Raw genomic sequence first — 15,973 nt, 5'->3', positions numbered from 1 at the left:
CCATCCGGTGTCAGACACCGGATGGCACGGTCTCGAGCGGTGCGAACAGGTCCACGCCGTTGCCGTCGGGGTCGTGGACAGTCGCGTATCGCTGGCCCCACGGGGCGTCGAACGGCGCGAGATGGCTGTGGTGACCCGCAGCCACCAGCTCGGAGTGCACCGCGTCGACGTCGGTCGCGGAGTCGCACAGGAACGCGAGCGCGACTCGCGGCGACCCGCTCGGAGCGGTCCACGAATCGTCGAACGAGGTGATCGTGGAGACAGGATCCCAGGCGAGCCGGAGACCGTTCGGCAGCGTGACCTCGACGTGTGGTTCGTTGTCGGCGCTCTCGGGGATGTCGAGCCCGAGCTGCCGATAGAAGGCGAGCGAGGCAGCGAGGTCCTGGGCGACGATGCCGATCATGTCGAGACGCGGTGTCATGGCCCGACGGTACATCTGTCGTGGCGGCTGGCCGGGCCGGACACGCCGCTACGCTCGCAACCCGTCGGGCGCATAGCTCAGTTGGCTAGAGCGCTTCCCTTACAAGGAAGATGTCGGGGGTTCGAATCCCTCTGCGCCCACCGCATGAGCCCTGGTAGATCGCTACTTCAGCAGTGTGAGTGTCAAGTGTGAGTGGCGGTAGGACCTTAACGGGGACCCTCCGGGACGCCATTTATCGGCAGGGCGCCGCCTTGCGTGGATTGATCGGCAACGCGCGGATTCGGATGCGATCACCGTCGAACACTACGAGCGCCCCGGAGATGAGCTCGGACTCGATCGCGTCACTGATTCTGGTGAGGAGAATCTTCACGCCGGCAAGCGAAGAGGGAGCTTGCGCTCCTGGACGGCGAGTGCCGCGTGGTGGAGCGCCTCTGAGATGTCACCGAGTTCGAGGTCGGGATGCTCACGAAGAATCTCGTCATTCGTCATGCCGTCAGCGATCATTGCGACGACCGTCGCCACAGGGAACCGGAGATCGCGGATACATGGAACACCGCCCATCTTGTCCGGTGACGTCGTGATGCGAACGAACTCCATCGCTCCAAAGTACAGATCAGCCCGACCGCCACCTGGCGACGTATCGGCCTGACGGTCATCTCCAGGTCCGACGGTCATCTCCAGGCCTGTGGCGCGTCCATGAACCTGGGCCCCTGATCGATCAGCGGGCGGGTGAGGCCGCGACAAGCCCCGCTTCGTCGGCACCCGAATTGCTGTTGTCGAGTCAGCGAAGCCTCGCCGCCGCAACGGAGATCTTCGTGGACTTCTCGACCTCACCCTCGATCACGTGCGAGCTGCGATCGTGTTCGCCGCCGGTCGAGAGCACTGCCTTGCCTCACCGAACTGACGCCCAGTTGCGCGTCGTCGTTTGTCTCGACGACCAGACGATCAACGAACGACTCCAGCTCTCGCACTCTGAACCGGACGCATCGACCGATGTGCACCGGTACGAGCTCACCCCGGCCGATCAGCTCGTAGAGCATCGTGCGCCCGATGCCGAGTAGCGCTGCAGCTTCTTTCGCCGACACGAGCAGCGGCCGGGCCTCACCAAACCCGATCGTCGCTGTGTCGCTTTTTGCCTCCACGCTCGCCCAACGGGAGCGAAGTAAGTGAAGTGGAGAAAGAAACCCGGAGCGGCTTCGGGGCCCGGACCGCGAGCGAGGGTCACGGGGCCAGCGGGATCGGCGATTCATACACCGGGTGTGAGTCGTTGCTGCCGGACCCGGAAAGTGAAACACACAGACTATTACCGGGTTGGTGCACTGGCTCCCACTCCAAGTCGGCGTCAGCCGCCCGCCCGCGAGCGTTGCCGGTGCGCGAGCCCTCCCGGTCGACCGAACAACGACTGAGACCTAGTGCTTTCAGTGTTTCGAGGAGCATCGGCGCGGCGCACCGCGGCTCGGTAGCGATGTCCGGCTAGCGTTCGCAGCGATGCGAAGTCCGAAGCTCACGGTCAGCGCCCGCACGGCTCATTGGCAGCGGTACTACGCCGGCTTTTCTGCAGGCTTTGCACGCGACACCCTTGCGGGGCTAAATCTCGATCGATCTGCGCAGGTCCTCGACCCGTGGAATGGGAGTGGCACCACAACCGTTGAGGCTGCGCGCGCAGGCGTCTCGTCGACCGGAGTTGATCTAAACCCCGTGTTGGTTCTCGTCGCGAAGTCTCGGCTACTGTCCGAACTTACCGCCAAAAGTATTCCGGCTTTGTCTAGTGAGGTGGCCGAGGCGGCGGCGAAACAGTACGGCGACGTAGAGTTAGCAGAAGATGATCCACTGCGGGTTTGGTTCTCTGTTTCGGGAAGTAAAGCGATCCGGTCGATTGAGTCTTCAATCCGACGACTCCTTGTCGACGTAGAGAACCGGGCACCCGGACGATCGGCTGTCGAAGTCGTTGATGCGTCCTCGGATATCGCAGCGGCGTTATATGTCGCGTTGTTCAATACTGTCCGAAGCCGGCTCGAGTTCCTTACGCGATCGAATCCCACGTGGATCAAACCACCCAAGAATCCTCAAAGCCGCCCGCGCCCGAAACTTGACTCGATTCTGGTCGAATTCCTCTCACAGAGCATTCGGATCATGTCCGACTCGATCCCCAAGAACGAGCGACGGGAGGCGACCGTGGTAGTCGGCAACGCATCCTCGCTGCCCTTCGGTGACGGGATCTTCGATGCCGTGGTTTCGTCACCTCCGTACCTCACGCGAATAGATTATGTGCAAGCCACTAGCCCAGAGTTGGCTGTGCTGGGTTGTAGCGGAGGCCAGGTTCGCTCGCTCCGAAGGTCGATGCTAGGGACAACGATGATGGATGGAGTCCTGGCGGAATGCACGGTCGCACAGTTGCCTGTGCCTGTTCAAGACGTCCTCCACCGGATTCGCGATCACCCGAGCAAGGCGTCGAGTAACTACTACTATAAGTATTTTGCGCAGTATTTTGTTCAGACTGACGCTTCCCTACGCGAACTGCGGCGCGTCACGAAGGACAAGGGTACGTGTATCCTCGTAGTCCAGGACTCGTTCTACAAGGATCTGCACATTGATCTAGCGTTCCTTGTGGCGAGCATCGGCTCCAGCCACGGTTGGGCCCATTGCAAGCGGAGTGATTTTCCAGTCCCTCGAACGCTCGCCGCTTCCAACCCTCGATCGAGGAAGTATCGATCTAATCACGCTGCTGTGGAGAGCGTCATCCAGATGAGACACGCCTAGGGATTCTAGAGGTTTCGAGCCATGCAAATCAATCCGACACAACCAACCGTCGCTGAGTACTGTTCTCGGATGGTTAGCGAAGAGATCACCGTGAATCGTGATTATCAACGTAGTTCCCAGGTTTGGCCTCCGGCGGCTAAGAGCTTTCTTATCGAGACGATTCTGCTCGGCTACCCCATGCCGAAACTCGCCTTGCATCAGCGAACTAGCCTAAAAACGCGGAAGACGGTCTACGAGATCATCGATGGTCAACAGCGTAGTATGGCGATCCTCGACTTCTACAACGACAACTTCCGACTTTCAAGCAAACTTGGTCTGGAGGAAGCCCGAGGAAAGAGGTATTCGCAGCTGCCTGAAGAACTTCAGAGCGCGTTTATGAGCTATGGTGTTCCGGTAGACACATTTGTCGCCGCTACCCAAGATGAAATTCGGGAGATGTTCCGCCGCGTCAATTCCTACAACGTTCCCCTAAACCACGAAGAGAAGCGGCACGCCCGTTTCCAGGGGCCGTTCAAGTGGTTCATCAATGGTTTGGCGTCTGCGTACGACGAAGTCCTGATCGAGATCGGTGTTCTGTCGCAGCGTCAAACGTTTAGAATGGCTGACGCCAAGCTTTTTACTGAGATCACGCTCGCATTCGAAAAGGGAATTCGCACCAGCAGCCCACGCGAACTAGACGACATGTATGGCCGGCACGACAGTGTCTTCGATCTCGAGGAGGACTACGAGCGAAGAATCGACGACGCCATGGACTTCATTCTATCCTTTCCCGAGATCCACGCCGGCCCGCTGATGAAACCCGCGCAGTTCTATTCGCTGCTGCTGGCCGTGGCCCACTTTCAGACCGAAATTCCGGCGTTGTCGGAGTTGGCTCCGTCGAGCGCCTCGCGAGCGGACCGATCGGACGTCTTGGCTCGCCTTCAGGAGCTCGCTGAGGTTGCGGAAGCTGGAGAGGACTACGAGGACTCACTCGAAGATTACGAAAGCGACTCGGACGGAAATGACGACGACGAAGATGACGACGAGAATGGACCGAGCCCGAGTTGGAACGTTGATATCTCAGATTTGAAACACTTTGCTCGAGCATCGTCCAGCGGAACCAACACTGTCACGAAGCGGGCAATTCGATTTCGCTACTTCTACGACGCGTTCACCGTCTAGGTGAACAAACGCCTACGTGCGCACTGTTTCGTTCCTCCCCCGGCTCAAGCGCCGACACGTAGCTGATCTTGATCGTACGATTGTTGGACTCCTCTCGATGCAGGGTCTGGATCGTCGGGCGCAAGACGCCCTCGTGGCGCGATCCGTTATCGAGGCGATGAACTCCTACGACCGCTTCTGCCGCTATCTGTTCCTGTCAAGCGCACTAGGAGCCAGAGGTGCGGACGGAGAACGAGTAGTCGAAAGCGGGGACCGCATGCGTACGCATGATGAGGCGATTGATCGCGCGTTCTACTACAAGTATCCGCATCGAACGACGCGGACGCCCCGGGAGGAGCTTGACTGGAAGGTCCCAGCCGAACTCATTCGATCGCTGCGTTCGGTGTCAGCGAAGAACGTCTCGCAGGTCGAGGCCGCACTGTCGGCCGATAGCCAGGCCGTGCACCGGTTGCCCGTATTCCGCAACTTCTATGCCCACCGGGGCCAGGATACTGCGCTGAAAGCGCTAGGGGTTGGACGGCAACTGAGCATTCTGGGTGGTCATCCAACCGATGTTCTATTGCATTCAAGAGACATCGACGAACTCGTCGTCGACTGGCTCTTCGATCTGCAATCGATCGTTGACATGATGGCATGAGCTTGCTTGTTCGATCTTCGGGCGTGGTCGTCGAATATGTATTGGTCGGCGGTAGGCGAGATCAGGTGGACGCTTCGACGCTGGTCAGCAGTTGCCGCATCATCGTTCCACCGGACACGGCCGGTCGGACGCGGTGGCGGTAGTGGAGTGAGGCCATGCGGGTGTCCTTGTGGCCGAGCTGGTCGGCGACGATTTCAAGGGCGACGCCTGCGTCCGAGAGTAGGGACGCGGCGGTGTGGCGAAGCGAATTCGGCGACCACTCGGGCGCAAGGCCGGCGGTCTTGACGACCTGATCGAACTCCTTGCGGTTCTTCGCCGGATCGGTGGGGGTGCCGACCGAGGTCGTGAACACGAGGCCCTCCTCGTTCGTCCACACCTTGCCGGCAGCGAGCCGCTCGATGTTCTGGACGCGTTTGCGGACACGGAGTGCGTCGAACACCTCTGCTGGTGCATCGAGTGAGCGGACCGACTGCATCGTCTTCGGCGCGCCGATGAACAACTCACCCGAGGCGCCGCGCTTGAGCGCTCGGCGGATGTGGATGAGCTGATTGGCGAAGTCGACGTCGTCCCACGACAGGCCAGCAGCCTCGCCAGGTCGCACGCCGAGGAACGCCATGATGCGCCACATCGCATCGAGGTGTGTGCCCTCCGACGCACTCAGGAACGCACGCACCTGCTCACTCGTCATCGATTTGAGCGGGGTAGAGGGTGCCGCATCGGGCGGCAGCTCACTCACCGTTGCCACGTTGCGGAATACGATCTCGCGTCGTTCAGCCCATTGCAACGCGATCCGGAGCGTCGTGCGAATCTTCGAGAGCGACGACTTCGACAAACCCGCATCACAGCGGCGACGGAACATGACCTCGACGTCGTCGGGGGAGAGCGTCTTGAGGCGCTTGTGGCCGATGTCTTCGAGGATGATCTTCCGGGCCCAATCGTGTGAGGCGACCGATCCCGGCTGAAGGTTGCGCGACGGGAGTCCCTTCTCGAACCACAGGTCGACGAGATCGCCGACGGTGAGATCGCCGACGGTGAGGTTGCCGGGAGTGACGGGGCGGCCGGCGTCGACGTGAGCGCGGAGGTCGGCGAGTTTGCGACGGCTTCGGACTTGGTGACTGCGGACACCTTGTGCCGTGTCCTGTCGACGGTCACAGGGCTGATTCAGCGCTTGCTCGGGATGTCGAAGAACAGCGCTCCGTCACCGCGGGTCGACGACTCATCCTGGAACGATGTCGCGTCCGGGACCCGTCCCTGGGGGCATCCCAGCGAACCGCCTCGAACGTCGATTGACAAATAGCCTGGTAGATCGACTACTCACGGACAGCGGCGAACGACGAGGAACACGCCGGATCAGGCTTACAAGGAAGATGTCGGAGGTCCGAGTCCCTGTGCGCCACCGGACTCGGACGCGTTGAGTGGTGCGCATTCCGCGCCAAGATGGCGGCTGATGAGCGAGCGCCGGGAGTCTCTGAGCGATTGGGACGGGATCGCCGACTGGTGGATCGATGCGGTGCGCGACGATCCCACACAATCGTCGGACACGCTCGGCGTGCTCGAGGACCTCGTGGGAGGGACGGGGGGCCGAACGATCGACCTGGGATGCGGCGAAGGCCAGGTCATGCGTCGACTCGGTGGCGAGATCGTCGGGACCGACCTGTCCACGGAGCTGCTGCACCACGCCGCGCAGGTCGGCCCGGTCGTCCGCGCGTGTCTGCCCGACCTGTCGTGGGTACGTCCGCACTCTTTCGATCGAGCGGTCGCATGCGGGGTGATCGACATGCTCGAGGATCACGTGGCCCTCTTCCGCAGCGTGGCGGAGGCGGTCCGTCCCGGTGGGCACCTCGTCGCAGTGATGAATCACCCGGCGGCAACGGCTCCACACTCCGAACCGCTCGCCGATCCGGAGGGGCAGGTGCTCTGGAAGTGGGGGTCGTACCTGACGTCGGGCTCGTGGACGGAATGGGCCGGCGCCCACCCGATCCGGATCTTCCATCGGTCGCTCGCCACGCTGCTGTCGGACGCTGCGTCGTCAGGCTGGTCTCTCGAGCGGTTGATCGAGCGTGGCCCCAGCGCCGACGCCATCGCTCGATTTCCCGACCTCCACGGGCAGGAGAACATCCCGAGCCTCATCGGCCTGCGATGGTCGCGGACGAACTGAGCTCCGTCGCCCGGCTCTCGGTCGTCGTCGAACGATCGGTACCGTCGGTTCATGACCGCCACGAACGATGCGTCGGACACGTCGACACCCGGCGTGGCGCGAGCACCGGGTCCGACATTGCACGAACAACTGCTCGACGATCCCACTCGCCCGCCCGATCCGTTGCTGGTCGAGTCGCCGGTCTTCCTCGGTGATGCCGACGTCCCGTACCGCAACTACATCTCGCCCGACTACGCCGCGGCCGAGTTCGAACACGTGTGGCCGAAGTCGTGGCAATGGGCGTGCCACACCGACCACATCCCCGAAGCGGGCGACTACTACGTCTACGACATCGGGCACTTGTCGGCGCTCATCCTGCGGACCGACGACGGCGAGATCAAGGCCTACTTCAACGCCTGTATGCACCGAGGGACCCAACTCCGACCACCGAACAGCTGCGGGTTCGCCAAGCAACTGCGGTGCCCGTTCCACGGCTGGACCTGGTCGCTCGACGGTCAGCTGATCGACCTTCCCGACCGCTGGGACTTCCCTCACGTCGGCGACGAGTCCCATCGACTGGCGGAGATGCCGGTCGGCGAGTTCGCCGGGTTCGTGTGGGTCAACTTCGACCGCGACGCGGAACCGCTCGCGGAATGGGTCGGTGTGCTCGACGATCACTTCACCGAGTTCGGTTTCGAGGACCGCTACATCGAGACTCACGTCCGCAAGCGGTTGCCGTGCAACTGGAAGGCGGCGATCGAGGCTTTTCTCGAGGCGTACCACGTGCGCGAAACCCACGCGAGCGGCAAGCTCGGCGACGAGGTCACGACGCAATACGACATCTTCGAACCGAACGTGTCGCGCTTCATCCACACGACCGGTCTCGACAGCCCACAGCGCCCGAGTCCGAGAACCGAGCAGGAGATCTTCGCCCACATGACGCGCAACCTGCGCAGCGGCGAAGAGGCGCTCGAGCTCCCCGACAACGTGCGCGCTCGGGACTTCTACGCCCGAATGGTGCAGGAACAGATGGGGGAGAAGTACGGCCACGACTTCTCGGAGCTGAGCGAGTCGCTCACGCTCGATTCGATCGAATACTTCTGTTTCCCGAATGCATTCTTCTTCCCCGGTCTGTCGCTGCCGATGGTGTATCGCTTCCGACCGGACCCCGACGATCTCGACATCAGCTACTTCGACCTGTTGATCCTGCGTCCACGCCCGGTCGAAGGCGCCGCGCCGATGCCTCCCGAGGTGATCGAGATCGACATCGACGAGAGCTACACGTTGGCGGCAGGGCTCGGCGGTCTCGGTCGCGTCTACGACCAGGACACGGCGAACATGGCGGCGCAGACCCGGGGGTTCCGGGCGAGCCACAAGCGCGGCCAGACGCTCGGCAACTACCAGGAGTCACGCGTCCGACACCTCCAGCGCCGGGTGGACGACCTCCTGCGTGCGGGTGGCTACGACCCCGACTCGTGACGCCGACGGTCAGTCGGCGATCGGGACCGGGCGATGTCCCGGGACGAGACTGGGCCGCACGTGAGTGTCGATCGGGGTGTCGACGAGATGTGAACGGAGCGAGCGGACCGTCGCTCCCGAGCGCAACTGCAGCGTGTAGCACCGTGACGACCCGCGGAACTCGACACCGGTGACCGTCGCTCCGCCATCGGCCGACGGCTCGAACTCGATGTCGTCGGGGCGAACCATCAGGTCACCGGAATCGGCAGGGTCGACGTCGGTCGCAACGAACTCGTGTCCGCCGAGTCCATCACGGACGTCAGCGGGGGACAAGAAATCGGCCTCGCCCATGAACGACGCGACGAAACGGCTCGCCGGCCGATGAAAGATCTGCTCGGGCGTGTCGAGTTGAGCAACCCGCCCTGCGTTCATCACCGCGACACGATCGCCGACCGCGAGCGCTTCGTTCTGGTCGTGGGTCACGAAGACAGCCGGGGTTCGGGTGGAGCGAAGGATGTCGACGACGTCGTCACGAATCTGCACCCGCAGGTTCGGATCCAGACTGGCGAACGGCTCGTCGAGGAGCATCAAGGCCGGGCGCGGTGCGAGCGCCCGCGCGAGTGCGACGCGTTGGCGCTCGCCGCCCGAAAGTTCGTGGGGAAAGCGGTCCGTGTACCCCGACATGCCGACCAGGTCGAGCATCTCCGAGACTCGACTGTTGCGTTCGCTCGTCGAGGCGCGGACGCCGAATCCGACGTTCTTCGCGACGGAGAGATGCGGAAACAGCGCGTGTTCCTGGAACACGAGGCCGACCCGACGCTTCTCGGGCGGCAGCGAAGTGTGCTCGTCGTCGGCCACGACGCCGTCGAGTTCGATCACCCCACCGTCCGACGGGAACAGTCCGGCGATCAGTCTGAGCAACGTGGACTTCCCGCACCCGCTCGGCCCGACCAGCGCCAGCAACTCGGTGTCGGCGACGTCGAAGGAGACGTCATCGACCGCGACGACCTCACCGAAACGTTTCGTGACCCCGCCCACCCGGAGCGCTGACGTGCTCATGGGTCAGGACGGTCGAGCTGGCGGGCCAGCAGCATGACGGGAAGCAGGGCAACCGCGATGATCGACAACGCCGGAAGCGCGGCCTGCTGATATCTCGATTCCGACGCGAGGTTGTACACCCACACCGGGAGGGTATCGAAGCCGAACGGTCGCAGGAGGAGCACGATCGGCAGCTCCTTGAGAGCGTCCACACCGACGAGCACCGCCGCGACGACGAACGACGATCGCATCAACGGCACGTGGACGCGCCGCATCGTGTCGATCGAACCCGAGCCGAGCGTCCGGGCGGACGCGGTCATCTCGTCGGACACCTGCCCGATCCCGGACTCCACTGCGCCGAGACCGGGTGCGAGGAATCGGATGAAGTAGGCGTACACGAGCACGAGGATCGACCCGGTCGCAACCGCGCCGGGGAGTTCGAGCCCGATCCAACCGAGCGCGTCGTCGAGAGCGACCACGGCGAGGATCACGCCGATCCCGACCACGGGACCTGGAACCGCGTAGCCCATCGCCGTGATGCGGCTCGACAACTTGGTGATCCGTGGCCGACCGAACCGCTGCGCGTTGGCCAGCACGACGGCGACGGCCGTGCACGCGAGCACTGCGAAGATCACGAGCTGCACGCTGTTCCAGAGGTAGTCCGGGTACTGGTCGAGTTGGGGTGTGCCGCGGTCGCTGCGCTGCTCCTGGATCGCCCATGCGGCGAGCCGCACCACGGGCCCGGCGAATGCCGCGAGGATCACGGCGAGGCACGTCGCGACCGCCGCCGCGGCGCGCCAGCCGCGCAGTTGGGTCGGTTCGATGCCGGCGCCGGCACCACCCGACTGACCGAACCGTGCCCGCCCCCGCGCGATCCGTTCGAGGCCGATCGCGAGCAGGGCGAATGCAAGAACCAGCGTCGCGATCTCGGCCGCCGCGTTGCGGTCGTAGGTGCCGCGCCACACGCGGAACACGCCGACCGACACGGTGTCGACCCCGAAGTACTGGACCGTGGCGAAGTCGGTCAGGGTCTCCATCATCACGACGGCGCCGCCGGCGGCGATCGCCGGTCGGATCAGAGGAAGGATGATGCGGCGGGTGGCTTCCGAACGACTCGCACCGAGCGTGCGAGCAGCTTGGTATGCGCCTCCGGCCTGGTCGCGCAGAGCCGCCCGTGACAGCAGGTACACGTACGGATAGAGCACGAGCGTGAACGTGGCGATGGCGCCCCACAGCGAGTCGACGTCGGGAAACCACGCGTCGCGTCCGAACTGTTCGCGCCACCAGTCCTGGACCGGCCCGGTCGGGCCGATGGTCGAGAGGGTCAGGAAGCCGAGGATGTAGCTCGGCATCGCGAGCGGCAGGATCAGCATCCACCCGAACGGCTTCGAGCCGGGGAAGCGGTACGCGGACACCAGCCATGCCAGTCCCGCTCCGAGCACCGTGGTGCCGATCGCCACGCCGACCAGCAGCAGCGCGGTGTCACGCAGTTCGCCGGGCAGCCGTGTGCTCCACTGCTGCGACCAGACGTCGGTGCTCGGCCGGAGCACGCTGCCGACGACCATCACCACCGGGACCGCGACGAGCAGCGCGGCAAGGACCGACGACCATGTCCAACCGCCGCGCCCGGTGCGCCTCCAGGGAATGGTCATCGGAGACGCAAGATCAGCTGTAGCCGGCCTCGTCCATCAGTCGGACGGCCTCGGGGTTCAGCGATCCGAAGATGCTGGCGTTGAGTTCGTCACGCAGGAAGTCGACGCCGAACTCGGTGGCGATCAGCTCTTCGGCGGCCACGTCGGGGTTCGCCGGATACTCGTGATTCTCGGCAACGAGCACGTCCTGTCCGTCGGTGGCGAGCCACTCCAGGAACTGCTGCGCCTGTTCGGGATGCTTCGAGTAGGTGGTGACCCCACCCCCGGAGATGTTGACGTGGACGCCGCGATCTTCCTGGTTGGCCCAGGTCAGACCGACCGGCAGGTCCGGGTTCTCCTCGAGCGCACGCCCGAGGTAGTAGTGGTTGACGAGGCCGATCTCGCACAGGCCATCGGCGACCGACTCGATGATCAGCACGTCGTTGCTGAGGATCTCGGCGTTGTCGGCCCAGCCCTCGACGATCGCGAGCGCTTCGTCCTCGCCGTGTTCGGAGATCAGACTGGCGACCAACGACTGCTGGTACACGTTGGTCGAGTTGCGCATGCAGATGCGCCCCTCCCATTCGGGCTCGGCGAGTTCCTCGTAGCTCGTCGGCAGGTCGGCTTCGTCGATCTCGTCGGTGTTGTACACGATGGTGCGGACGCGCACCGCCAGACCGAACCAGCGGTTCTCGGGATCGCGGAGCGACTCGGGAATCGCCTCCTCGAGCACCGGCGAGTCGATCGAGCGGAACAGGTCCTCGTCGGCGGCGGCGGCCAGGTTGCCGGCATCGACGGTGATGTAGGCGTCGGCCTGCGTGTCCTCGCCTTCTGCCGCGATGCGCTCGCGTAGTTCGGCATCGTTGCCGGTGAGGAACTCGACGTCGATCCCGGTGTCCTCGGTGAACTGTTCGAAGGCGGTCTCGATGCCGTAGTGGCGTCCGCTGTAGACCTGCAGCGTGTCGCTGTCATCACCACCGCAGGCGACAGCCGACACCCCGAGGGCGACGAGTGCGAGGGCAGAGATGCGAGTGCGCGTGATCCGGGTGTTCAACGGGGCTCCTGTGCGAGTCGGGGATATCTCGAAACGTGCAGTAGGTGAGCCTAACGGTGCACCGTGTGTTTGGTGAATCCGCGCGCGACGAGAACCCGACACGGGATGTGCCGACACCGGGGCCGACGCTCGGCGCCCGGGTCAGATGTCGTCGACGATTTGCTTGCGCTTGGCCTCGAACTCGGCTTCCGACACGAGCCCCTGACGTCGGAGTTGGTCGAGTTCGTCGAGTCGGTCGTGTGCCGACGAGCCGGCTGGTGCCGGAGGCGGCAAGGTCTGCCCGCCACCGCTCATGCCGCGTTCACCGAGCGCGTCGCGGATCGCCGCAGCATCCCGGTGCGAGTCGGCCTGCTCGTCGGCTTCCATCTGCGCGAAGATCAGGTTGCGGACCTTCGCGGGGTTGGGGATGTTCTCGAACACCGAGTCCCCGGTTTCCCCGGCCGATTCGATGGTGACGATCCCGTTGTCCAGCATCCGCGCGATCATCGACTGCTCGAAGTTCACGTTGTTGATCCGGTTCAACGGGATCGAGACACCGCGCCGTCGGATCACACCGCTCTGGTAGGCCACGCGTTGATCGGTGATCGCGAACCGGGTCGTTCGCCACTGCACGAGTTCGTATCCGGTGTCGACGAGCAGGATCACGAATGCGACGGCGGCGAGCCATTTGAATGCAGCGTCGAGTGCGCCGTCGTCGGCCCACAGGGCGAGCAGGATGAGTCCGAGAATCCCCGCGGCGGCGGCCACCTGTTTCCAGAAGTACCACCAGTGGGGGTTCGCCGAGAGCACCATCTTCTCTCCCGGCATCAGATCCAATTGCGAAGCTGCCATCCGGCAATGATACTGCACGGCCGGTCGCGGGAAGGTGACGTCGGCTGCTCCGGCGGCTCAGGCATCGGCCCCGACGGCGATCAGCATGGTGTGGGTCGAATCGTCCCCGAACCCGCTGTCCGAGACGACGATCAGCGACGCTCGGGAGGCACCGCCGCCGAGGTTCGACTCCGTCGTCGACCACCACGAGATCCTCGATTCCCGAGGTGAGTTGGGCGTCAGCCAGTCAGCGCGCCGTACGTGTCGGGACCGACGATTCCGTCCTGCTCCAGTTCACGACTGGCTTGGAACTCGAGCACGGCAGACTCCGTGCCCGGCCCGAAGAATCCGTCTGCATCGACCGCGAATCCAGCGGCGCGCAGCGCGTTCTGGATCTCTTCGACCAGGGCTCCTCGCGCGCAGCGTCGCACCGGGACCGATTCGTCGGTCGTGTAGGAGGAGCAGGACCGGTCGGCCGGTGTGCTGTTGCCGTCGTCCGCAACGGGCGGCGGGTCGGGCTGTGGGGCTGTGGTGGGCGCCGGGGGAGCAGCAACGGTGACCGCCGGGGGAGGAGCCGCCGTGGTCGGAGCGAGAGTGGGTGCTGGTGCGATCGAGGTCGCGGCGGCGGTCGACGGAGCGGGTGCGGACGATTCGGGCGCGATGCTCGTCGTGAGGTCGACCTCGGTGGTCGGCGGCGACGTCGAGGAGGAGCTCGTCGTGGTGTCCGCGGTTCCGAGGGAGTCGTCGTCTCCCGAGGTGAGTTGCAGGGCCACGAGCAACGCCAGCACGGCGGCGATGACCATTCCCATGCCCATCAGCGCCGGCCAGATCCACGAGGTTGCCGACCGTGTACCGGGCGGCGGCGCACCGTACGGGTATCCGCCCTGGCCCCCGATGTTGCTCATGTCCGCCCCATGACGATCATCCCGTGCTCCGACTGACGGCCCACGGTAGTGCCCGCCATCGGTCCGGAACTCAGCGTTCCGCCGTCGACCGCGGCGCCAGACCGGCTTCGAGGGCGCGTTGCTGCTTCGAGGCCGTCCACAACAACGGGTCGAACAGCGCCTGAAGGGCGATGCCGTCGACGAGCGCGATCAGACGCTCCGCCTCGCGTTCGAGTGCCTCGCGGGGTGCCGTGTCGTCGCTGTCGCGCAGCAGCGAGGTGATGGTCGAACGGAAGGACAGGTAGGCATCGCGTTGAATCGCTGCGAGTTCGGCGTCCGCGCTGGCCTGCGCCGCGAACGCCAGGGTGACGATCCAGTGCAACCGCGTCGGGCGCGAGATCGGCAATGCTTCGAACAACATCGCGCGGAGTGCCTCCTCGGCGGGGAGTGACGATCGATCGCGGTGCCGGGAGCGGCGTCGATCGAGAGAACTCTGGAGCGTGAACGCAAGCAACTCGCGCTTGTTCGCGAAGTAGTGCACCAGCGCGCCGGTCGTCCAGCCCGCCTCGCGTGCGACCTCGCGCAGCGATGCGCCGTCGATGCCCTCTCGCTCGATCACGCGCGCTGCGGCGTCCGCGAGTTCGCCGCGACGTTGGTCGGCGTCCACCACCTTCGGCATTGACCGATGGTATCACGACTGTTATACATAACGCATGTGATGTCACGGGGGAGTGGGTGGCTCGATTCGCTTCCCCCCGAACGATCGAAAGGATCATCGATGGTGCACATACCGACCCGGGGCGACGTGCCGGTACGGCTCGGCGGCGACGTTCAACTGCTGCCCGACTACGGACCATCGACCATGAGCGCGGACGTGTACCGCGACCCCGTGCGCTTCGAGCTCGAACGTGAACTCGTGCTCGGAGCGCACTGGATCGTCGCCGGACGTTCGGAACAGATCGTCGGTACGGGCGACTGGTTGACGTTCGAGGGGCACGGTGAAACGGTCGTCGTGACCCGTCAGAAGGACGGCTCGCTCGCCGCGTTCCACAACGTGTGCCAGCATCGCGGGCCGGCGATCGTCGGCGAGCAGGTCGGATGCGGAGCGCGGCGGTTCACCTGCCCGTACCACGGTTGGGTGTACGACACCACCGGGCTCGTCGTCGGGGTACCCGAACGGGAGGACTTCGACGAGGCGCATCTCGACGGTCTGCGGTCACCCGCCGTCGCCGCCGACGAATGGGGCGGTTGGGTCTGGATCAACCTCGCCGGTCCCGACCGCGCCGAGCCGCTCCTCGATGCGATCGGGCCCGAGATCGACGCCGACCTCGGTCGGTTCCGGATGGAGGACATGGTCCTGCACGAGGTGGTCGAGTGGGACGTGCCGGTGAGCTACAAGGCGATCGTCGACGGATTCAACGAGATCTACCACACCAAGCAACTGCACGGGGTCTCGTCGGAGTGGGTGAAGGCCGCTCGTCAGACCTCGTTCCACATCGTCGACGACAACTACATGTGCTTCGTTCCTCGATCCGACAAGCTCGACCAGATCGCCGAGGATCCGGACCACCATCGGTTCGCGATCTGTCACTACGTCGTGTTCCCGAACACGGTGTTCAACTGCAATCCCGAGCACGTCCAGGTCTTCAACCCGATTCCGATCGACGTCGACCGCACCCGGTTCCTGTGCTGGGAGCTGATCTATCCGGGTGACCGTGACGACCCGGAGTACGCCGCCTACCACGACCGGACGATGGCGCACTGGAAGGGTCTGAAGAAGGTCGTCGGCGAGGACATCGAGATCTACGAGCAGCTCGAACGGACCAAACGGTCCAGCGGGTACACCCGTCACGTCCTCAACGAGCGCGAATGCAAGATCGCCCACTACCACGAGAACATGGACCGCAAGATCCGCAAGTCCCGGTGACGTGACCCGTCCGCCGACAACCCCGTTCTCGTGATCTTCTCCGGCGCTCCGTGCG

Annotated in this window: 15 protein-coding genes and 1 tRNA gene; 6 read left to right on the top strand and 10 right to left on the bottom strand. The window is 64.3% G+C overall.

All coding sequences use genetic code 11. From position 1 onward, the window contains the following. Positions 1 to 10 precede the first annotated feature (10 nt). Positions 11 to 421, bottom strand: coding sequence for a VOC family protein (locus ON45_RS00855; RefSeq protein WP_040491108.1), 411 nt, complete (start codon positions 419 to 421; stop codon positions 11 to 13). A gap of 66 nt (positions 422 to 487) precedes the next feature. On the opposite strand from ON45_RS00855, the gene ON45_RS00850 reads away from it, so the two are divergent. Continuing rightward, positions 488 to 561: transfer RNA gene (locus tag ON45_RS00850), tRNA-Val, on the top strand. 226 nt (positions 562 to 787) lie between these two features. Here the strand turns inward: ON45_RS00850 and ON45_RS00845 are convergent. Beyond that, positions 788 to 1,018, bottom strand: a complete 231-nt coding sequence (locus tag ON45_RS00845) for a DUF433 domain-containing protein (RefSeq protein WP_040491097.1) — start codon at positions 1,016 to 1,018, stop codon at positions 788 to 790. Positions 1,019 to 1,251: 233 nt separating this feature from the next. After that, positions 1,252 to 1,671, bottom strand: a complete 420-nt coding sequence (locus ON45_RS23985) for a helix-turn-helix domain-containing protein (RefSeq protein WP_083913996.1) — start codon at positions 1,669 to 1,671, stop codon at positions 1,252 to 1,254. Between the two features lie 1,579 nt (positions 1,672 to 3,250). On the opposite strand from ON45_RS23985, the gene ON45_RS20795 reads away from it, so the two are divergent. Next, complete coding sequence (locus ON45_RS20795; RefSeq protein WP_051062194.1) at positions 3,251 to 4,342, top strand: DUF262 domain-containing protein; 1,092 nt, start codon at positions 3,251 to 3,253, stop codon at positions 4,340 to 4,342. A 97-nt stretch (positions 4,343 to 4,439) separates the two neighbouring features. Further along, positions 4,440 to 4,979, top strand: coding sequence for a hypothetical protein (locus ON45_RS00825; protein WP_040491094.1), 540 nt, complete (start codon positions 4,440 to 4,442; stop codon positions 4,977 to 4,979). A 61-nt stretch (positions 4,980 to 5,040) separates the two neighbouring features. Here ON45_RS00825 and ON45_RS00820 read toward each other — a convergent pair whose 3' ends face one another. Further along, on the bottom strand, positions 5,041 to 5,715 hold the full coding sequence (locus ON45_RS00820; RefSeq protein WP_158412118.1) for a site-specific integrase: 675 nt from the start codon (positions 5,713 to 5,715) through the stop codon (positions 5,041 to 5,043). A 711-nt stretch (positions 5,716 to 6,426) separates the two neighbouring features. Between ON45_RS00820 and ON45_RS00815 the strand changes: the two genes are divergently transcribed. Then, positions 6,427 to 7,137, top strand: a complete 711-nt coding sequence (locus tag ON45_RS00815) for a class I SAM-dependent DNA methyltransferase (RefSeq protein WP_040491090.1) — start codon at positions 6,427 to 6,429, stop codon at positions 7,135 to 7,137. 51 nt (positions 7,138 to 7,188) lie between these two features. After that, positions 7,189 to 8,595 carry an aromatic ring-hydroxylating oxygenase subunit alpha gene (locus ON45_RS00810; protein ID WP_040491089.1) on the top strand — a complete coding sequence of 469 codons (1,407 nt, stop codon included), beginning with the start codon at positions 7,189 to 7,191 and terminating at the stop codon, positions 8,593 to 8,595. 9 nt (positions 8,596 to 8,604) lie between these two features. Here the strand turns inward: ON45_RS00810 and ON45_RS00805 are convergent, their stop codons facing one another. From ON45_RS00805 to ON45_RS20790, 6 genes are all read right to left on the bottom strand, one after another. Further along, positions 8,605 to 9,633 (bottom strand): ABC transporter ATP-binding protein, encoded by a 1,029-nt coding sequence (locus ON45_RS00805; protein ID WP_051062192.1) that lies wholly within the window; start codon positions 9,631 to 9,633, stop codon positions 8,605 to 8,607. Next, positions 9,630 to 11,264, bottom strand: a complete 1,635-nt coding sequence (locus ON45_RS00800; RefSeq protein ID WP_040491087.1) for an ABC transporter permease — start codon at positions 11,262 to 11,264, stop codon at positions 9,630 to 9,632. The genes ON45_RS00805 and ON45_RS00800 overlap by 4 nt, the downstream gene beginning before the upstream one ends. A 13-nt stretch (positions 11,265 to 11,277) precedes the next feature. After that, a complete protein-coding gene (locus ON45_RS00795) occupies positions 11,278 to 12,297 on the bottom strand; it encodes an extracellular solute-binding protein (protein ID WP_040491085.1) in 1,020 nt (339 codons plus the stop codon). A 141-nt stretch (positions 12,298 to 12,438) separates the two neighbouring features. Beyond that, a complete protein-coding gene (locus tag ON45_RS00790) occupies positions 12,439 to 13,128 on the bottom strand; it encodes a PH domain-containing protein (RefSeq protein ID WP_040491083.1) in 690 nt (229 codons plus the stop codon). 218 nt (positions 13,129 to 13,346) lie between these two features. Further along, positions 13,347 to 14,012, bottom strand: a complete 666-nt coding sequence (locus ON45_RS22480) for a peptidoglycan-binding domain-containing protein (protein WP_040491082.1) — start codon at positions 14,010 to 14,012, stop codon at positions 13,347 to 13,349. A gap of 70 nt (positions 14,013 to 14,082) precedes the next feature. Then, complete coding sequence (locus ON45_RS20790) at positions 14,083 to 14,670, bottom strand: TetR/AcrR family transcriptional regulator (protein WP_051062190.1); 588 nt, start codon at positions 14,668 to 14,670, stop codon at positions 14,083 to 14,085. Positions 14,671 to 14,769: 99 nt separating this feature from the next. Here ON45_RS20790 and ON45_RS20785 point away from each other — a divergent pair, with 99 nt between their 5' ends. Next, complete coding sequence (locus ON45_RS20785; RefSeq protein ID WP_158412116.1) at positions 14,770 to 15,918, top strand: aromatic ring-hydroxylating oxygenase subunit alpha; 1,149 nt, start codon at positions 14,770 to 14,772, stop codon at positions 15,916 to 15,918. Positions 15,919 to 15,973 lie beyond the last annotated feature (55 nt).

The organism is Ilumatobacter nonamiensis YM16-303 (assembly GCF_000350145.1).
Classification (GTDB): Bacteria; Actinomycetota; Acidimicrobiia; order Acidimicrobiales; family Ilumatobacteraceae; genus Ilumatobacter_A; species Ilumatobacter_A nonamiensis.
The sequence above is the reverse complement of the archived record's forward strand: the minus strand, read 5'-3'. Positions and strand labels throughout refer to the sequence as shown.